The sequence below is a fragment of the Pseudomonas sp. OVF7 genome (genome assembly GCF_030644265.1).
Taxonomy (GTDB): Bacteria; Pseudomonadota; Gammaproteobacteria; order Pseudomonadales; family Pseudomonadaceae; genus Aquipseudomonas; species Aquipseudomonas gorinensis.
Genome location: NZ_CP128996.1, coordinates 5,294,542 through 5,313,529 on the forward strand (window position 1 = coordinate 5,294,542; position 18,988 = coordinate 5,313,529).

Here is an 18,988-nt window from a genome sequence, read left to right on the forward strand (position 1 = left end):
GGCTTAATCTTCATGGGCAAACGTCCTCAACAAGTCCGCCGGACGGCTGCGATACAGCTGCCACAGCGGCCAGGCCGACGCCAACAGCGTGGCCAGCAGCGCCAGCCCGAGCAATTGTGCGAGCTGCCACGGGAACACTTGCAACGGCAGGCGCCAGCCAAAAGCCTGCACGTTGATCACCGCATCCAGGCACCACGCCAGCAACAGGCCCAGCGGCAACGCCAGCAGCAGCGTGAGCACCGCCAGCAGCCAGGTTTGCCCCAGGTTCAGCAGCATCAATTGCCGCCGCGTCACCCCCAGCGCCCACAGCGGGGCGAGTTGGCCGAGGCGGCTTTGGCTCTGGGTCAGCAGGCTGATGAACAGCGCCACGCCGGCCACGCCCAAGGTCAGGCTGTTGAGCGCGGCGGTGGCGGCGAAGGTGCGTTCGAACACCTGGCTCGACCACCCCTTGAGTTGCTGTTGATCGACGATACGGCTGTCTTCCAAGGCAAAGGCGCGCTGCACTTCGTCCACCAGCGGCGCCACGTTTTCCGGCAACACCCGCAGGTTGAAACGCGCCGGCGTCAGTCTCGACCAGTGGGCCAGCAGGTGCCGGGCGTTGACCAGCACGTGGCCCTTGGGGTTGCCGTAATCGGCGTACACCCCCACCACGGTGGGCGACCACACACCGTGCGGCGTGGGAATACTGACCGTGTCACCCAGCCTCACGCCAAGCCGCCGCGCCAGTTGTTCGCTGAGCATCAGGGTCTCGCCTTGCTGCAACTGGTCCCACGGCGCGCTCGCCGCTTCCAGCAACGGCCAGTGCTGGCGATAGGTAGGGTCGTCGACCACGCCAAACAGATCCGCCGGCCAGCCCTGTAATTGCACCGCAACCTGCCAGGTAGGCAGCACGGTTTGCACCAGCGGTTGCTGCGCCAGCCAGGTGCTGAGTTGCTCGGCCTGGGCCGGGTTTTGCGGGTTGAGGTACAGCTCGGCGGTGAGGCGTTGCTCCAGCCAGTTATTGAAGGTGTGGCGAAAGCCCGAGGTCATGGAGCCCGCGCCGATATTCGCGGCCAGGGCCAACAGCAGCGCCATCAATGCCAGGCTCAAGGCCGGCAATTGTTGGCGGCAGTCAGCCAGAAACCACTGGCCGAGTACCGAACGGCTGCGCCCCAGCAGCGCCTCCAGCACGCCGTTGAGCAACACCGGCAAACCCAGGGCGGCGCCGAGCAGCAAGGCCGCCATCAACACAAAACCGGCAGCCAGGCTGTCGCCCAGCCATAACGCCAGCAGCGCGATCAGTAAGGCCGTCGCCGCCACCCAGCCCTGGCGGCGCAACCAGCGCCCATGGGCCTCGTGCCAGGCCTGGGCATTGGCCATCGCCAGCAATGGCAGGCGGGCCGCGCGCCATAGGCTGCTGGCGCCGGCAAGCAAGGCGCCGAGCAAGCTCAAGCCCACCCCTGCCACCCACCACCCTGGGCTCAAGCTCAATTGGCCCGGCACCTCGGCGCCATACAAGCCACGCAGGCTGGCAGCCACATCCGGCAGCAGCAGGCTGGCCAACAGGTAGCCGCTGGCGACGCCGAGCACGCCCCCCACTATCGACAAGGCACCCAGCTCCACCCCCAGGCCGAGGATCAACATCCGCGCACTCACGCCGCAGGCGCGCAATGTACGCAACAGCCCGCGTCGCTGCTCCAGGGCCAGGCCGATGGCCGCGTGCACAATAAACAGCCCCACCACAAAGGACAGGAAGCCCAGCGCATCAAGGTTCAGGTGAAAGCTTTCGGTGAGCCGCGACAGGTTGTTGTCTTCGCCCTGCTTGAGTTGCAGCTCGGCCGGCGGCGTGGGCTGGCTGGCGGCGTAAGCCTTGTCCACCAGCAAGCGCGACAGGCGCGCGGGCATGTCCAGCAATGGTTGGGCGAAGCCGATATCGGTCAACAGCATGCCGGGCGCCATGTCCGGCTGTACCTGCAACGGCGGCAAGGTGCGCCCGCTCGTCGTCAGCGGCTGCTCACCGGCGTGCAGCCCCAGCGCCTGCAAGGTCTGCGGAGCGATCCAGGTGCGCCCGGGCGGCTCGAAGAAGACGAGCATCTGTGCCTGGCTCAAGCGCTGCCCCGCCACCACGCCACTGCCGGGCAACGACAGCGGGTCGATGCCCATCAATTGCAGGCGCTGGTCTTCATGCCCCTTGAGCACCACCCGCCCCTGCACCACCGGCGACACCGGCCACCCGGCGCGGCGCAATTGGGCAAACAGCGCCTGGGGGAAACTGGCGCCGTCCGGCGTACTCAGGCTGGCCTGGGGTTCGCCGCCGATCAATTGGCTGGCCCTGGCGTAGCTGTCACGCGCCTGGCTGTTCAGGGCCTGTACGCCGGTCAGCAGGGCGGTCGCCAGCCATAGTCCGGTCAGCACGCTGAAAAACTGTACGGGATGGCGCCGCCAATGGCTGAGCAACGCGCGCAAGGTCCACTGGAATACCGCCATCAACCCGCATCCGGGGCTTGCACATGCCCGCGCTGCAGTACCACCTGGCGATCAAGCCGTGCGGCAATCCGCGCGCTGTGGGTGACCATCAACAGGCTGGTGGGGGTGTCACGCAACAGGTCCAGCAGCAATTGCAGCACGTCATCACTGGTGGCTTCATCCAGATTGCCGGTGGGCTCATCGGCCAGCAGCAGGCCCGGTCGCGACGCCAACGCCCGCCCCACCGCCACCCGTTGCTGCTGGCCACCCGACAGTTGTTCGGGATAGCGCTTGAGCAAGTCGCCAAGGCCCAGGCGCTCCACCAACTGCGCCTGCCACTGCGGATCGAAGCGTCCTGCCAGCCGCGCCTGGAAGGCCAGGTTGTCGTCCACGCGCAAACTGCCGATGAGGTTGAACTGCTGGAATACCAGGCCGATTTCCGTGCGGCGCCAGTGGGCCAGTTGCGTTTCGCTCATTTGGTCGAGACGCTGCTGCCTGATGCGGATGCTGCCGCTGTCGACACGATCGAGACCGGCCACCAGGTGCAAAAGCGTACTTTTCCCGCTACCCGACTCGCCCATCAACGCCAGGCTGCTACACTCAGCCAGGTGCAGATCAACGCCGGCCAAGACGGTCAGCGGGCCCTGCGCAGTGACGTAGCTTTTATGGACACCTTGCACCTGCAACATGGGAATGCTCGCTCGCCAATGGACTGCAATCGAGGATAACGGCTGACCGCCCTCGCCACGCAAATTTTTCACATGCATTTCACCGGTTACCTACCGATCAGCGCATAAAGTGCCGACCAACTGCCAATAACGACCAACTTTTTAGTTGCCGGCACTGGCAACTTTTAACACACCGATTTTCAGCAAAAAGACAGCAACTGTATGACAGGCTCCTGCACCACTACGGGCGCACTCAGAGAGTTGCACCTGTTTGATAAAAAACGCTGCCTAACGTGTCGATGGTGAACAACGTGGTTAACCTGACCCTGACCAAATCGCGCTCATACCAAGCCCGGGCCAAACGCTTGAAGAAGCTCTGGCTGGGCATGGCAGTGGCTGCCTTCTTCGGGACCTTACTGGCCGGCTACCTGGCCTGGCCACTGTCCCCGCCGGACCTGGGCGTTGGTAATCGCCTGCTCACCTCAGGCTTGCTCGCTGGCTGGCGCGACGGCAATGTGGTTGTGCTTGTGCGCCATGAAGAGCGCTGCGACCGCTCGTCAAACCCCTGCTTCGGCCCCGCTGATGGCCTGACCATCCACGGCACCCAGCAGGCCAAGGAAATCGGCAAAGCGTTTAAAACCCTGGGTATGGAGAGCGCTGACATCCTCAGCAGCCCCACCACCCGCACCGCCCAGACCTCGCAGTTCATGTTCGGCAAGACCCTGCTCTCCCCAGGCCCGCTGGCGATCTGCGGCGACGCCATGGGGGAAGAAATCCTCAGCCACAAACAACCCGGGCGCAACCTGGTGCTGATCACCCACAGTGCCTGCATCAATGACTTCGAACAAGCACTCGGGTACCCCCATGCGGTGACCGCCGAGTACGGTAGCGCGCTGTTCGTGGAGGTGCTGGGCAACGGTCACTTCAAGACCCTGGGCATCATGAACAGCGTGGACTGGCCAGCGGCAATCAAGCAACTCTAGACAATTTTTTACATATACAAGGCGCAGGTGTTCAGCCAAACGACAGCCAACTTCTGGCATGTTTAGTCGCGCCTGTTAGTTAAGGACGTCATGACTATTTTCAGCGACTTAGTGAACATTGTGAGTCTTTGTACTACAACTTTCCTACATCCATTTCCCTCCCTTAGACGTCAAGGAGCGACGTTCGCATGACCCGAATAAAACCTCTGCCCTTACTGCTGCTGGCGATTGCCGCGTTTTATCTCCTGCCTCTTGGCCTGCACGGTTTATGGGTACCCGACGAAACCCGCTACGCCCAGATCAGCCAGGAAATGCTCACCAGCGGCAACTGGGTGGCCCCGCATTTCATGGGCCTGCGCTACTTTGAAAAACCCGCCGCCGGCTATTGGCTGATCGCGCTCGGCCAAGCGGTGTTTGGGCAGAACCTGTTCGGGGTGCGGATCGCCTCAGCGCTGACCAGCGGGTTGAGCGTGCTGCTGGCCTACCTGATCGCCCGCCGCCTGTGGAACGACCCACGCAAAAGCTTCGCCTGCGCCCTGCTCTACCTGAGCTTTGGCCTCGTAGCCGGGCAAGCCAGCTACTCCAACCTCGATCCGCAGTTCACGTTCTGGGTCAACCTCAGCCTGGTAGCGCTGTGGTTTGCCCTCGACAGCCGCACCGTGCGGGCCCGGCTGGGAGCCTGGGCGGTGCTGGGCGTGGCCTGTGCCATGGGCTTCATGACCAAGGGCTTCCTGGCGTGGCTGCTGCCGGTGCTGATTGCCGTGCCTTACATGCTCTGGCAGCGCCGCCTGGGTGAATTGCTGCGTTATGGCCCGCTGGCGATTGGCGTCGCGCTGCTGATCTGCCTGCCCTGGGTGTGGGCGATCCACGTGCAGGAACCGGACTACTGGCGCTTCTTCTTCTGGCATGAACACATCCGCCGCTTTGCCTCCGACAATGCCCAGCATGCGCGGCCGTGGTGGTTCTTCCTGCCGATCATGGTGGTGGCCTGCCTGCCGTGGTCGGCGTTGTTACCCAATACCCTGCTCAAGGCCTGGAAAGAAAAACGTCAACCGGCGATGGTCTTCCTCGCCCTGTGGATGCTGCTGCCGCTGGGCTTTTTCAGCCTGAGCAACGGCAAGTTGCCGACCTACATCATGCCGTGCCTGCTGCCGCTGGCCTTGTTGATGGGGCATGCCCTGATCGACCTGATTCAACAACGCAAAGCACGCGCCCTCTGCCTCAACGGCGTGCTCAACTTCGTGATCGGCATGGTCGCGATGGTGGCACTGATTTATCTGCAACTCACCAGGCCGCTGTACGGCAATAGCCACGCTGAGATGTTCAGCCTGTCGCTGACCTTTATCGTGCTGCTGGGCTGGATTCTCTCCAACCTGCTGCAAGCCGTGCGCCCGCTGACGTTATGGGCAATGCCGGCCCTGGGTATCGGCTTGCTGGTGGTACTGCTGCCGGTGGGCATGCCCGAGTTCGTGGCGGATAACGAAATGCCCGACCAGTTCGTGTTGGAACACCTGGACGACTTGCAGCAAACCCAGGCATTGCTGAGCAATGAACTGGAATCGGCCTCGGCCCTGGCCTGGCGCCTGAACCGCACACAGGTGACGCTCTATAACACCGAAGGCGAGCTGCGCTATGGCCTGCAATACCCCGACTCGGTGCACCGCAAGGTCGGGCTGGACGATGTCCAGGCCTGGCTGGCCGATGCCCGTAAACAGGGTTCGGTGGGGGTCCTGATGCGTGTCCGGAGCACCAGCGAACACATTGAAGAGGGGCAACTGCCGCCCGGTGGCAAACGCTATCGCAAGGGCGACCTGGTACTCACCCTCTATCCGCAATCCCCCTAGGAACCCACCATGACTTTCTGGAAAACCGAGCGCGGCGCCCTGTTGCTATTGCTGGGCGTGTCGGCCTTGCTCCTGCTGCTGGGCCTGGGCAGTCGCGATCTGTGGGGACCGGAAACCCGTTGGGCCAATATCGCATTGCAGATGCTGCAAAGCGGCGACTACTTCGACCCCTACCTCAAGGGAGCGCCGTACTACGACAAGCCCCTGCCCTCCTACTGGCTGATCACCGCGTTTGCCAACCTGATGGGTGGCCTGGGCCCGTGGTCGCTGCGCCTGTCCTCGGTGATCGCGGCATGGCTGAGCATCTGGCTGGTCTACCTGATCGGCGAGCGCCTGTTCCGCAAGGGCACCGGGCTGATTGCCGGCTGGATGCTCGCCACCACCTTCTACTTTCTGTTCTGGGCACGCGTGGCCACGGCGGATGTGCTCACCGTGTGTGGCGTGCTGGCGGCGGTGTGGTGGTACTGGCGCGGGCCGGACGACACACGCCTGGGGCGCTACACGGTATTTTTCCTGTTGCTGGCGGCGACGTCGCTGTTCAAAGGCTTGATCGGTTTTGTACTGCCGGGCCTGGTACTGCTGCCGCACTTGCTCAGCGAACAGCGCTACAAACGCCACCTCAACCTGCGCCTGGTGCTGGCGCTGCTGATCGCTGCGGCGTTCTACGCCATCCCGTTCGTGCTGTCCCACCTCTACGGTGCGCCGACTTACGGTGAAAGCGGCCTGGCGTTGGTGTTCCGCGAAAACGTGGTGCGCTTCTTCGACCCGTTCGACCATATGGGGCCGATCTACACCTACCTGATCTACCTGCCCGCCTACACCCTGCCTTGGGCCCCATGCTGGCTGCTCGGCCTGTGGCTGGCCGTGCGGCACTGGCGCCAGACTCCCCCCAATGTGCGTTGGCTGGTCTGGGGCCTGGGCCTGTTGTTTGTGTTCTTCACCGCCAGCGGTAGCCGACGCAGCTACTACGTGTTGCCCCTGGTGCCCTTCGCGCAGTTACTGGCGGCCTGGTGGGTGAGTGAGCGGCTGGCGAAAAAACCGGCGAGCTGGCCGCGTTGGCAAAAAGGGTTTGCCGCTGCGGCCCTGTTGATGCTGCTGGTATTGGGCGTGGCGTATCCCTGGACCAATGGCAACGGCGGCGTGACCCGTTTCGTCAAGGACGTTCAGGCCCAGGCCATCAAGAGCGCCCCCTGGAACCAATGGCAAATGGTATTGGTGGAGGTCGACAACAAACTGCCGATGTACCTGCAAAACCACGGCAAACCGTTCTACTACGTCGCCGAGACCCAGGACTTCCCGCGCCGGGGCACCAGCGCCGAGTTCATGGCCTGGCTGGAAAAAACCAGCGGCCAGGGCTTCGACGCGCAGCATACGATCATCATCGCGCAGTTCTCCAAGGAAGATCCCACACCGCTGGCCTACCTGGGCGCGGATCACCAGGTGATCACCACCCAGCCGGACAATGGCGAGCGCTTGTTTCACACGCGTTCGGGTGGCAGCGTAGCGTTTATCCCACAGGGGCAATAACCGAGCCTGGTGCGCGCCTGCCTTTAACCCTTTGGCAGGCTCGCGGCATGAATAAACGCCTCATCCAGGCTTGCAGCGTCATAGGCGTTCATGAAGCCCTCAGCATCAGTGAAGCGGTTGAAACGCCGCTGACTCAGCATGTAGAAGTCATCGCAGTGGGCAACGATCTCATCGACGTTATGCGATGAAACCACAATCGCGACACCTTCCGCGGCAGCCCCTTCCAGGCATTTCCAGATGTGATAACGAAACTCGGGATCCACACCTGCCGTGGGCTCATCCAGTATCACCAGATCAGCGTTAACGGAGAGCAGGGACAAGGTAAAAAACCATCGCTTTTCTCCGTAACTGCAAAGAGACGATTTCTTTTCCCATATTTCACAATAGCGTTCAGCTATCCCCGGGCTCCATTTTTCAATTTTTTCCAGCGCGTGCTTTTGTGTGACCTGTGTGTCAGAACAAAAAAGCATCATCATTTTAAAAACATCAAACATTCGCAGCACCGGCGGCGTCGTAATGATTTGTGATAGATAAAGCAACTTCGAGAACGAATTGGATATCTCACCGGAATTGGCTTTTTTCAGACAACACACCGCGTCAAAAAAAGTCGTTTTTCCAGAACCATTAGGTCCCAACAAGCCTGAAATTGAACCGGGACCGACCGTCAACGAGGCGTCTTCAAGCACCACATGCTGCGCATATCCGATACCCAGTGATTTTACGATAAGCCGTCTCATCAATAGCGACTCCACACTGGGTTAATAAGTAAAAAACGGATCAACATCAAAAACGAAATAACAAAAAGGCAAACAACCACCCTAACGAGGAATGCGCATTCAGCGACCCCCAGTGACATTATCTGGTTTGCCCACCACATCGGATTAAAATAGCGGATCACTTCAAACACGCGATGAGAGGCGTTCGCGCTGACAACTCCCAGCACCAGCATCAGGAATGAAAATATAGAAAAAACCGTATTTGTATTTTGAAACCCCATTGGAATCAACGTCAGCAGAAGCGAAGGCACGGAAAACAAGAGAAAGCAGATGTAAAACCGCCCAAGCACAACAAAAAACTCTGTAACGTCCATTACGCCAAAATAGTTTCTCGTGAACACATAAAAAGCAGAACAATAGATAACCGACATTACAGAATAGGCAAAAAACTGCCCCAAAAGAAAAATTGTTTTTGTGCGCCGCGTATAGACGAAGGATCGTAGAAACCCACTCTCCCTTCTCCCCACTATATAAAATGCCAAACCAAACAGGGCAACACTCGACGATACGAACGCATAAAACCACGAGGTATTATCCAGATAACGCTGAGACAGCGTACCCTCCCCCACCCTGGCATAGGCGATCAAATAGAACGTAACCACCGGGGATATAACGATCCAAAATAAAGCCACGGGCTCTTTTAACTGTTCTTTAATAAATAGCCCCGCCAACAATAATGGCTTAAGCAAGGGGTAATATCTCATCACTCACCTCATGGAAACGGCACCACTCTTTCCACGCGCGCAGTGGCTGCGAATGTACCTTTGAAACGCCCCTGTCAGCTACGAGCAAACTTTCCGTTGCGAAATTCATGATTTCATAGTTAGGTAGGGTTATATTCATCGCGGAATACCCTATAGCGGTTTTCCAGCATCCGCCTTGGTTTCCTGATGCTCCGGCGCTACCCACATACAGATTGAACCCACATTCATTATCAAAATAGAAAAACATCACGTCAAACTCTTCATCGCTCATCTCAATTCTCCTGAGACCACACAATCATTATCTTCAATGACTGATTAACGAGTGACGATAGCAATCTAGATCCAGCTAAAAGAAAGCGCAATTTTTCCAATTTCGCCTTGTAGGAAAATGAACCGGACACTTTAGGAGTTTTCTTTCACGACAATCAGAACACCAACAAGCCCATACGAAATAAAGCTGTACTACCCATACTCGATATAAATATTTAACCCTCATAAAATTAATCACTTACCAAAATCTCAATCGGCACCTATAAAAATGTTCAAACCAAGAAAATGTGTAGAACACCGAACAGTTCCAACGAACCTCACAAGAAAATCCGACATACGGTCTTACTTCAAGTATCCGGCAAGAATAGGTCGGCCGCTCTTTGCCGCTGCACACAGGACGGTACAAACCGGGGACAAGGAATCACCCAGCCCGATTAAATTTGCAACTTGCCGCCTCCAAGTGATCGAACAACATGTATCTGCTTGACTGGATATTGCGCTTGAGTATCAGTATTTACGATGACCGAACGAACGGGCTCCAAGTGCAAAACGCTAACCGTAGAACCCTCGACAAAAGGAAGCGTCACGTAACTGGGCTCGGCCTGAACATCACCTCTTAGTTCTTGAGAGTAAAGCACCTCACCTGTTGCCGTCCTGACCCACATGGCAATGTAAATAGAAGGGAAATAGCCATGAGGTCTAGCGGCAATCACTTCGATAGCCACCTGCTGAGTGACCGTATCAATTTTTATATCTGCCACCGTTCCCTGCCCAACCCCAGATTGGCGCCAGGTAAAATAACTTCCCGCCACGCCTGCGTCTCCGGTATCACCATAGAAGACAATCAAGTCCCTGATGCTTTCAAGAAGCTGATCCCGCTCGGGGCTTTCAAATGTATTGATCGCCGCCAACACATCCATGACGGGCGAAGAGCCCGCATGCAACAATAAATGCGGGGTTTTTCTGATTTCATCAGCCGCCAGTGCAATTCTCGTTTTCAAATTATTTGCCGGCCTATTATCCAGTTTCAAATTCCTTAAACCCTGCACCGTGACCGTCAACGTATTATCGACAGAGGCCTTATCGATAAAGGGTTGTAAGTTCGGAGTCTCTGAGAGACGAGAAGGCTCTTTATGATGAATCGTAACGGTACAGCCAGGTCCTATCAAAAACTCGTGTACGAACACCACTGCACCTTTGCCGGGAATGGATAAATCAAACAGCACAAAGCCATTAATGTCCTCGACGGAAATACCTGCATAGACAGACGTTCCATAGTAGGAATGGGGCTCAGCCCTTAAAACATTGAACGTTGCCCTATGAAATTCCATATCGACATTCAGTACAGCAAATAAACCATACAACCCGAAAAACTCGATCTTTTGCGATGCCAACGAGGTGCCTTGAGCATAAGCATAATCCAATGACACGTTATTATTCATGTTCGCACTCACTTCTAGATAATTGTGATTGATCGTTCGAACGCCACTGGGCACCGCTGGATGCTGCAAATTATATACACCTATCGGCAGCCCCTTCAGTTCAAGCACAGGCGAAGTGACTTTAACAATATGCGATTGATTACTACCCGTGCGCAGGATGAAAGATTTATTTTTGTTTTCGAGATAGGCTTTATTCGTCATCTCCAGTGTCAAGTCACCTTTAAGATCAGTCACGTTGAGCGATAGACAGTCGACCAGTGAAAACGGCGTCTTCAAATTCAACTGCTGCTGGAGGTAGGCCAGTTGTTCGGGAGGCACGACCCGGTAAAGCGGACAGCACGGGCGAAAGTTCCCATAGACATTTTTCAGAGCGCGGTCAGCGGAGACTTCCACCTCCAACAATGCCATCAAGGGTCCGATATCAATATTGAGCCTATCAGCCCAGCGTGCACTGAACAGATCCATCAAGGGATGTTCCCAAAGATCAAATCCGTTGGTCGTGGCAAGTGCTCGGTAGTACTGGTTAAACTCGGTGAAAGCCGACTCGCCGGCTTTATCAATGATGATCATGAATAAAAAAAGCACTTCATGTAAATGCCATCTCCCCGGCGGCACACTACTGTCCATTCGGCTGCGCATCGCATCGAATGTCGCCTGAGCATTGCCGGCATACATCCAGCCGCGCTCATATACACTTTGCCCCATCATTTTATGTTGATAATAAGTCGCATAAATATTATTCCAGACCTCGCCGGTCGGTACGACACTGTTATACATCGCGTATGTCTGGTAGCCGTGGGCTATCTCATGCAGTGAGCACCAGTTATCTGCGCGCGTGTCCAACCAGCAACTCGCGATCGAATCGCCAACCTGAGCTGTCCACCCATTCCCATAGTAGGCAGAGCCTCCACCCGTTTTATCTGCCTTGATGAAATACCGATTGTGAATATTCTTATCGGTCGGGACCGGTGTATCGAATGAGATACCCGCCAAGGAATTAAAGTACTCAAACACGCCCGTATAATATTTCTCCAGGCTGTCAAGCCCCTGCGCCTGATGCAGTGCTTTGACGACGGCTTTATCGACCGCCGGAACGAGCAAGCTGGCATAAGTTGTCTGGATGAGCGCAAACGCAGAATCAGTCTCATCCCACTGCTGAAAAAACAAATCCGCATTGCCATTCGAAACATAGATGGGCAGGACTTCGTCGCCGCTTGTCGAATATTCGATCTCGACATCTATCGGCTCATAGGGTGTAAGCACGAACGGAACGGAGGGATGGGTGACAGTCAAGCCTGCCCACTCACCGGTGATCCGAATATAGGTTTCCGTCACGCCGCTATCATTTAGCAGATCCAGCTGCAGTACACGGTCAATGGCACTGGACCGACGAATGGATATACGTGCACCGGCGGGAAGTATCACTCCAAGGGGTTGTCGATCATGGTAAATGCCCTTGGAAAAACCGGTTCCCCAAAACCAGCCTGGATGTTCCAAGGTATAAGGTTTAAAAAACTTTGTAATTGCCTTTGAATCGTCCATATCGCTTTCCAGGGTGATTGAACTCATTACCTGGAAAAATCATGAAGCCCCCCACCTGTTTTCACGACTGTGATAATTCACAGTTTTTTATATCTATTTCTTTGCCCGCGTAGACATAATCTTTCTATACCCGGGGTTGTCGTGCCTGCATCAACCAGGCGCCTGCTCAAAAACCAACACCCTGCCTTTTTCCCTGTTAGAAAACACCCTGCCTTCGCCCTGGGCGGCAGAGGTGTTGCCGTTGATACGCGCGATTAGAGGCGGTATCGCCTGTCACGTCCGGGAGCGAGCTTGCTCGTGCCCCCTGAGACCGAGGGTTGAAACGATGAAATCGATGTAGGACATCAGCTATATCTGTCCGCTGCCGAGTGACGAACACGCCGCTAAAAAACGAAAATTATGTTTAATATCAAATAGTTATTCGTAATGTTGAGCCACCGCGGTTTCTGCTACAGCGCAAAGGGCCGTGAGATACGTCGGATTAATGACGCTATTTTTATGGCAGATTGTGTCCCTTGTTTCCGCCGCACACCTGGGCCCCGGCGCCCACGCCAGGGCGCCCGTTGAGGTTTTCGACATCAAGGATGAAAGATGGCTATGAGTCTGCCGCGCAGTATCAACACCATGGAGAACCCGGTTTTTTACGCCGAATTGGGCGAGTTGATCGCAACCAGCGGCCACGCCGCATTCGCCGCCCATCTGTGGCAGCTGGTGGACCAGTGGGTACCGATCCACGGTGCCGAGCTCAATGAATGGACCCTCGACGAACAGCACGGCCGCGTGCTCAACATCCAGCGATTGGGCCGCGCCGGGCAGAGAAATGAGCTTTCGCCCGCCCACACCCTGCCCCCACTGAACGAGCATCCGCTGCTGCGGGACATGCTCGACATGCAGGACCCATTGCTGATCCAGATAAGGGCCCGCGCCGACCGCTCGCACCAGTGCAGCCTGGTGTCACGCCAGGGTGATCGACGCTATGTGATTTCGTTGTACCGTCCACCGGCCCAGCGCGGTTTTTCCCTGGCCGAGCTGTCGTTTCTCAAGTGCCTGTCAGACACCCTGTTACCGCTGATGGAGCGGCACGCACAATTGCTGCGCCAGGCTGCGCCCCCCGAGCGCGAACCGGCGCACACCCTGCTGGAACACTCGCAGTTGCAGCGCGAGTTCGACAAGCGCCTTTCCCTCAGCGATATCACCCTATCGGCCCGTGAGCAGCAGGTGTGTCTCGGCCTGTTGACCGGCGGCACCGTGCCGCAAATGGCAGAACAGCTCAGCGTGAAAAACAGCTCGGTCGAAACCTACCTCAAGCGCGCCGCCGCCAAGCTGGGCGTCAGTGGCCGGCACGGGTTGGCGAAATGGATGATCGGCGCCTGATGCGCAGGCCGATGCTTACCACAAGCGGCATGGCCTGAAGCATTGCGCGCTGGCCTCGGGTGGCGGTCGCAGCCGCCCCCGCCCCCTCTCCCCCATCTACCGACGGCCCATCGCCAGGCTGAACGGTGAAAACTCCGCAAACCGCCACCTCAATGCCAACGCCGCCGGGCGGCGAATGACATGCTCCACGGTCACCGTCCACAACCGCTGTGCACCGTCGAACTCGTCGACTTCCGGGCCGCCGAGTATCAGCGAAGTGCGACCGGCCAGTTGCATCACATCACCTGATGCAAAATCGATGAACAACAGGCCCGCCACGGGGTTGGCCGCAAGGTTGCCCAAGGTATTGAAGAACAGATTGCCGGCAAAGTCGGGGATGGTCAGCACATTGCCTTCGACCCGCACGAACCCGGTGTTGCCGCCACGATGGGAAACGTCCACCGAGCGTTCGCCGTCCGCATCCACGTAGCTGGCAACGAAGAAGGTGTCGGCGTTGCGGATCATCATGCGGGCGGCATCATCCAGGTGGTTGGCGTGCTCGGCCATGCAACCGGGCTTACGCGCGATTGAATCGACGGGCCGCAGCTGGATGTACTTGGGGCAGTTGCCGAAGGTGTGCACCACGTTGACGGAGAAACCGTCGTGATCCAGAGCACCGATTCGCCCGTTCATGCGATTGCGTCGACGGGTATTGAGGTCGATGCCCAGCAAGCCCACAGCAGCATCGCTGTGCAAAGCGGCCCTGGCGGGGTCACTTGCACTGGGCAGGCTATCGATCTGCAAGGTGTGGGGGTCGGGTGAATGGGCAAACCCCGGAGCGCCTTCGAGCATCGTCGCCCAGGGAATGCCGTGCTCATCCACCACACCGAGTATCAGGTACGGCAGCAAGGGATAGAAATCCCGATGCTGCTCCGGCAAATGATCGCGAATCACCTTCGGCCCGATCACGGCCATGCGTTCGGCGGCGCCGGCACTTGCCTGTATCTGCCGTTCACCGGCATGCCAGGGGGACTGTTCGTTCGGGTTCATGGCAATCACTTCAAGTTTGGACAGCCCCATGCTGCACCCCGGCGAGCACCGAGAGAATGCCCACCGCCGGCAATCCACTGTTACGCCAACTGAAATGCCGGGTGTTCGCGCAGGGCTGCCACGCAGTGGTCGACAAAGCTGCGCACGCGCATCGGCGCATTGCGGCCTTCGCGATACACCACGTGCACGGGCATGGCTGGCGGCTCATAGCCTGGCAAGACGCGAAGCAACTGCCCACTGAGCAGATGCTCATGCACGGGATAGCTCAAGCAACGCACCAGGCCCGCGCCCTGCACCGCGGCACTGATCGCCCCTTGTACCGTGGCACACCCCAGGCGCGCACGGGCCTTGAGCTGATAGCCCCGAAACGCCCAGGACACTTGATCGACGCTGGCGATCAGATGATGGCGCTTGAGGTCGGCGGGATGCGCTGGCGCACCGTGGGCTTGGAGGTAAGCGGGGCTGGCGCAGAGGATATGCCGCACGTGCCCGACTGGCCGTGCGATCAGCGCCGAACTGGGCAGTTCACCCACCAGGATCGCCACATCCAGCCCCTCTTCATGCAGGTTCGGGTAGTAGTCGTGGTAATGCGCCGACAGGTGTACATCGGGATAGCGGTCCATGTAGCTGGCCAACACCGGCGCCATCACGTGGCAACTGAACAGGAACGGCAAGAACACCCGCAAATTGCCCTGGGCCTGCACATGCAAGCCTTTGGCCGAGGCTTGCGCGGCCTCCACGGCGGCCAGCAGGCGCACGCAGTCGGCCATGTAGGCGCCGCCCACGTCGGTGAGGCTGGCACCCTGCGTACTGCGTTGCAGCAACGGCACGCGCAGGCGCGCCTCCAAACGGGCAATCGCACGCATCAGCGTCGGCCCGGACACCTGGGCGCTGCGCGCAGCCGCGGCCAGGCTCGGCTGCCCGGCCAACGCCACGAACAGTTGCATGTCGTGATAGCGCTCCATCAGCCGCGCCGCATCGGCGGGTTCAGGGCTGCATCCTGGCCGAGGCGATGGGCGAGGAAGTCCACGAAAGTCTGCACCTTGGCCGGCACCCGGTTGCTCTGCTGGAACACCACCTGGATCGGCAGTGGTGCCGGCTCGAACGCTTCCAGGACAATCTCCAATTCACCCGCCGCCACCGCCGCCGCGACCTGGTAAGACAGCACCCGGGTCAAGCCCCAGCCCAGCCGCGCCAGGTTGATCGCCGCGTTATTCGCCGTGACCACCAGGCGCCGCTCAATAGGCACCGTCAACGGCTGGCCAGCGTCGACAAACTGCCATTCACCCACCCGCTGGCTGGCGGACGAGGTCACCACCTTGGCCTCACGCAAGTGTTCGGGGCGTTGCGGCCGCCCCCACTGATCCAGATAACCAGGCGCGGCGCACACCACACGGCGCACTTCACCGACCTGGATCGCCTGTTGGCCAGGCTCGTGCAGATGGCCGATCCGCACGGCCACGTCGACGCCTTCGTCGGTCATGTTCACCACGCGGTCGACCAGCAAGGCATTGATGTTCACCAGGGGGAAGCGATCCAGGTAATCCCCCAGCACCGGCGCCACATACAGCTCGCCAAACAGCACCGGCGCGGTCACCGCCAGATGGCCGCAGGGGACGGAATAACTGCCCGCCGCCGCCTCCTCGGCTTCATTGAGTTCGGCGAGAATGCGCCGGCAATCTTCCAGGTAACGCTGGCCGGCTTCGGTCAAGTGCAGGCTGCGGGTGGTGCGCGCCAGCAGTTGCGTGCCGATGCGCTGTTCCATGGCGGCGATGGCCCGCGTCACACTGGGCGGCGAGGTCTTCAGGCGGCGCGCGGCGGCGGCAAAGCCCGCCTCCTCGGCCACCGCGAGGAACACCTGCATTTCATGAAATCGATCCATCCGCGCGCCTCGTGAGGGTTACTGTGATTGCAAACCCACCGCCGTACGCGGCATGCCCACAAAGCCTGGCAAAGCCTCGATGCTGGCGAGCCAGGCACGTACCTGAGGGTAGTCGGCCAACGATACATTGCCTTCCGGTGCATGAGCCACATAGGTGTAGAAAGCGATATCCGCGATGCTCGGCTGCTCGCCAGCCAGGAAGCGGCTTTGGCTCAGTTGCTGCTCCACCAACGCCAGCAAGGCATGGGAGCGGCTGATGGCGGTGACGGTATCGACATCGGCGCCAAACACCACCGCCAACCGCGCGCTCGCAGGCCCTGCATGCAATTGACCGGCAGCGGCCGAAAGCCAGCGCTGTACACGCGCCTGGCCGACTGGGTCGCTGGGCAGCCATTGACCGTCGCCATATCGGTTGGCCAGGTAGACCAGGATGGCGTTGGAATCGGCCAGTATCGTGCCGTTATCGTCAATCGCCGGTACCTGGCCGAAGCTGTTGAGAGTGGCCAGGAATTCGGGGGTTTTATGCGCGCCTTGCTTGAGGTCGACCAGGATGAATTCACTGGGCAGCCCCAACAGGGACAGCATCAACTCGACCCGATGGGAGTGGCCGGACAATGGGAAACCATAAAGTTTGATCGCAGGCTGGGACATGAAAGGCTCCAAAGGTAGGGGTTCGACGCCTCGCAGGGTCCTCCGCGGCCTCGATCAATGGAATGACCAGGATTGACAATCCAGCATTTCATCCAGTGAAACAATCACCCGCCGAAGTTTTTTCCCGTCGCTGCAACGTACGCCAACTCGGCGCGGGAGAGTCCTTCAGCGTTCTTCCAAGCGATCGCGCAAGAATCGATGGCTCTTGGAAAACAACCGCCGGTAGGTCAACAGCACCGCGCCGACCGTGCCCAACGCCGACGACGCCGCGATCAAGAACATGATCACGATCTGGTAGCGCACCGCATCCACCGGGCTCTCCCCCGCCAGCACCTGGCCGGTCATCATGCCGGGCAGGCTGACGATACCGACCACGGTCATCTGGTTCAGCGTCGGAATCATCCCGGCGCGCACTGCCTGGCGAATCGCTTCCTGCGCCGCTTCCCAGCGCGAACCGCCGAGGGCCAGGATCATCTCGATGGTGTTGCGGCCCGATGTGAGTTCCTGGGTCATGCGCTCGATGCCCAGGGACACACCCGTCAGGGTATTGCCGAGGATCATGCCGAGGATCGGGATCGCGTACTGCGGCTCGTACCAGGGGTGGATGCGAATCACCGCAAACAAACCCACCGCCGTCACCAGCCACGAACTGCCCCATACCGACACGATGCTGTCGACCCGTTGCCCACGGTAAGTGCGCCGCCCGCGCCCGGCAGCCGACAGCCCGGCGATCAGCGTCATCGCGCACATCAGTGGCAGCACCACGTACCAGTAGGCGAATTCGAACACCCAGCCCAGCAGGTAACCGATCGCCAGCAGTTGCACCACGGTGCGCACGGCGGCCCACAGCAACTGGCGCTCCAGGCCCAGGCGTAACACCAGCGACAACGCGCCGTTGATCAGGATCAGCGAAGCGGCAATGGCCATGTCCAGTGCCGTGAGGTTCTGATAATTCATGGCTGGGCGGCTCCGTTCAATACCCCGGCACTCATGTGCAGGTGGATATCGCTCATGCGCCGGGCCTGGTCGAGGTCATGGGACACCCAGATATAGGCACGCGCGTTGTCAGCGGCGAACCAGGCATCGATCAACGCTTCCACCTCACGGGATGACGCGGGGTCGAGGGCAGCGGTGGGTTCGTCCAGCAACAGCACCTCGGGGTTGAGCTGCAACGTGCGGATCAACGACATCACCTGGGCCTCCCCGCCCGATAGGTCACCGGCATTCTTCGCCAGGAAGTCGGGCGACTTGCCGGCGTGGCCCAGCAGCGTGATGACAGCCGCCGGCTCGAAATGGCGTTGACGCAGGGTCTTGAGGCTGAAGGGAAACCGCAGGTTGTCTTCCACCGTACCGTCGATCAGCGCCGGGCGTTGGGACAGGTAGCTGATATGGCTGCGGTAGTGGGGAATCTGGGCGTTGCTGATCGGCTGGCCGTTCCACAGGACCTGCCCCGAAGAGGGGGCATCGAGCAACGCCAAGGCCCGCAGGAACACGCTTTTACCGGAACCGGACGTGCCGGTGATCGACACGCGGTCGGCGCGTTTCAAGGAGAAATCCGTCGGTTGGAGCAAGGGCACCTGGCGGCGCTCGTCCATGCGCGTCAGGGCGCGGGTTTCGATCAGTGCGCTCATGAACGCGGTGTTCCTCGGCTGTCGGTCGGACGCAATGGTGAAGCAGACGAGCAGGCTTTTCATAGCAAAAAATCAAACGATGGCGCCCCGTCCCATAGCGGTGCCTTGCAATCGACACCTGCCCTGCCTATATTTGCCGCCTGGCGCTCTCTACGCCACCTTCCGCGGAAAGGGCTGCGCCCAAGACAGTGAAGCACCCCCTCATTTCTACGACTCCCAA

The 18,988-nt window shown here is 59.1% G+C and carries 16 protein-coding genes; 4 read left to right on the plus strand and 12 right to left on the minus strand.

Annotated elements, in window-relative coordinates; all coding sequences use genetic code 11:
* Nucleotides 1–3: 3 nt before the first annotated feature.
* Nucleotides 4–2,466, minus strand: a complete 2,463-nt coding sequence (locus tag QU606_RS23885) for an ABC transporter permease (protein WP_304997594.1) — start codon at nt 2,464–2,466, stop codon at nt 4–6.
* Nucleotides 2,466–3,134 (minus strand): ABC transporter ATP-binding protein, encoded by a 669-nt coding sequence (locus QU606_RS23890; protein ID WP_168232092.1) that lies wholly within the window; start codon nt 3,132–3,134, stop codon nt 2,466–2,468. Before QU606_RS23890 ends, QU606_RS23885 begins: the two co-directional genes overlap by 1 nt.
* A gap of 278 nt (nt 3,135–3,412) precedes the next feature.
* On the opposite strand from QU606_RS23890, the gene QU606_RS23895 reads away from it, so the two are divergent.
* The 3 genes from QU606_RS23895 (at nt 3,413) to QU606_RS23905 (ending at nt 7,467) form a co-directional block, all read left to right on the plus strand.
* Nucleotides 3,413–4,096: a histidine phosphatase family protein gene (locus tag QU606_RS23895; protein ID WP_024076381.1), complete on the plus strand. Its 684-nt coding sequence runs from the start codon at nt 3,413–3,415 to the stop codon at nt 4,094–4,096.
* Nucleotides 4,097–4,284: 188 nt separating this feature from the next.
* Nucleotides 4,285–5,940: a lipid IV(A) 4-amino-4-deoxy-L-arabinosyltransferase gene (arnT, locus tag QU606_RS23900; protein ID WP_069076620.1), complete on the plus strand. Its 1,656-nt coding sequence runs from the start codon at nt 4,285–4,287 to the stop codon at nt 5,938–5,940.
* A 9-nt stretch (nt 5,941–5,949) separates the two neighbouring features.
* The gene (locus QU606_RS23905; RefSeq protein WP_277379457.1) at nt 5,950–7,467 is read left to right on the plus strand and encodes a glycosyltransferase family 39 protein; all 1,518 of its coding nucleotides are present in this window, start codon (nt 5,950–5,952) and stop codon (nt 7,465–7,467) included.
* 23 nt (nt 7,468–7,490) lie between these two features.
* Here the strand turns inward: QU606_RS23905 and QU606_RS23910 are convergent, their stop codons facing one another.
* The 4 genes from QU606_RS23910 to QU606_RS23925 all read right to left on the minus strand — a co-directional run bounded on the left by QU606_RS23910 (nt 7,491) and on the right by QU606_RS23925 (nt 12,201).
* On the minus strand, nt 7,491–8,204 hold the full coding sequence (locus QU606_RS23910; protein WP_277379456.1) for an AAA family ATPase: 714 nt from the start codon (nt 8,202–8,204) through the stop codon (nt 7,491–7,493).
* Nucleotides 8,204–8,947, minus strand: a complete 744-nt coding sequence (locus QU606_RS23915; protein ID WP_024076385.1) for a hypothetical protein — start codon at nt 8,945–8,947, stop codon at nt 8,204–8,206. The genes QU606_RS23910 and QU606_RS23915 overlap by 1 nt, the downstream gene beginning before the upstream one ends.
* Nucleotides 8,925–9,218, minus strand: coding sequence for a hypothetical protein (locus tag QU606_RS23920; RefSeq protein ID WP_277379455.1), 294 nt, complete (start codon nt 9,216–9,218; stop codon nt 8,925–8,927). Before QU606_RS23920 ends, QU606_RS23915 begins: the two co-directional genes overlap by 23 nt.
* A 433-nt stretch (nt 9,219–9,651) precedes the next feature.
* Entirely contained in the window at nt 9,652–12,201 is a 2,550-nt protein-coding gene (locus tag QU606_RS23925; protein WP_304997595.1) for a putative mucin/carbohydrate-binding domain-containing protein, read from the minus strand.
* A gap of 597 nt (nt 12,202–12,798) precedes the next feature.
* Here QU606_RS23925 and QU606_RS23930 point away from each other — a divergent pair.
* Complete coding sequence (locus tag QU606_RS23930) at nt 12,799–13,575, plus strand: helix-turn-helix transcriptional regulator (protein WP_024076388.1); 777 nt, start codon at nt 12,799–12,801, stop codon at nt 13,573–13,575.
* 96 nt (nt 13,576–13,671) lie between these two features.
* Here QU606_RS23930 and QU606_RS23935 read toward each other — a convergent pair whose 3' ends face one another.
* From QU606_RS23935 to QU606_RS23960, 6 genes are all read right to left on the minus strand, one after another.
* On the minus strand, nt 13,672–14,604 hold the full coding sequence (locus tag QU606_RS23935; RefSeq protein ID WP_102625505.1) for a pyridoxamine 5'-phosphate oxidase family protein: 933 nt from the start codon (nt 14,602–14,604) through the stop codon (nt 13,672–13,674).
* An 80-nt stretch (nt 14,605–14,684) separates the two neighbouring features.
* On the minus strand, nt 14,685–15,569 hold the full coding sequence (locus tag QU606_RS23940; RefSeq protein WP_168232090.1) for a LysR family transcriptional regulator: 885 nt from the start codon (nt 15,567–15,569) through the stop codon (nt 14,685–14,687).
* Complete coding sequence (locus tag QU606_RS23945) at nt 15,569–16,486, minus strand: LysR family transcriptional regulator (protein ID WP_304997596.1); 918 nt, start codon at nt 16,484–16,486, stop codon at nt 15,569–15,571. Before QU606_RS23945 ends, QU606_RS23940 begins: the two co-directional genes overlap by 1 nt.
* Nucleotides 16,487–16,504: 18 nt before the next feature.
* Nucleotides 16,505–17,137: a glutathione S-transferase family protein gene (locus QU606_RS23950; protein WP_024076392.1), complete on the minus strand. Its 633-nt coding sequence runs from the start codon at nt 17,135–17,137 to the stop codon at nt 16,505–16,507.
* A 165-nt stretch (nt 17,138–17,302) separates the two neighbouring features.
* Entirely contained in the window at nt 17,303–18,094 is a 792-nt protein-coding gene (fetB, locus tag QU606_RS23955; protein ID WP_304997597.1) for an iron export ABC transporter permease subunit FetB, read from the minus strand.
* The gene (locus tag QU606_RS23960; protein WP_304997598.1) at nt 18,091–18,768 is read right to left on the minus strand and encodes an ATP-binding cassette domain-containing protein; all 678 of its coding nucleotides are present in this window, start codon (nt 18,766–18,768) and stop codon (nt 18,091–18,093) included. Before QU606_RS23960 ends, fetB begins: the two co-directional genes overlap by 4 nt.
* Between the last annotated feature and the right edge of the window lie 220 nt (nt 18,769–18,988).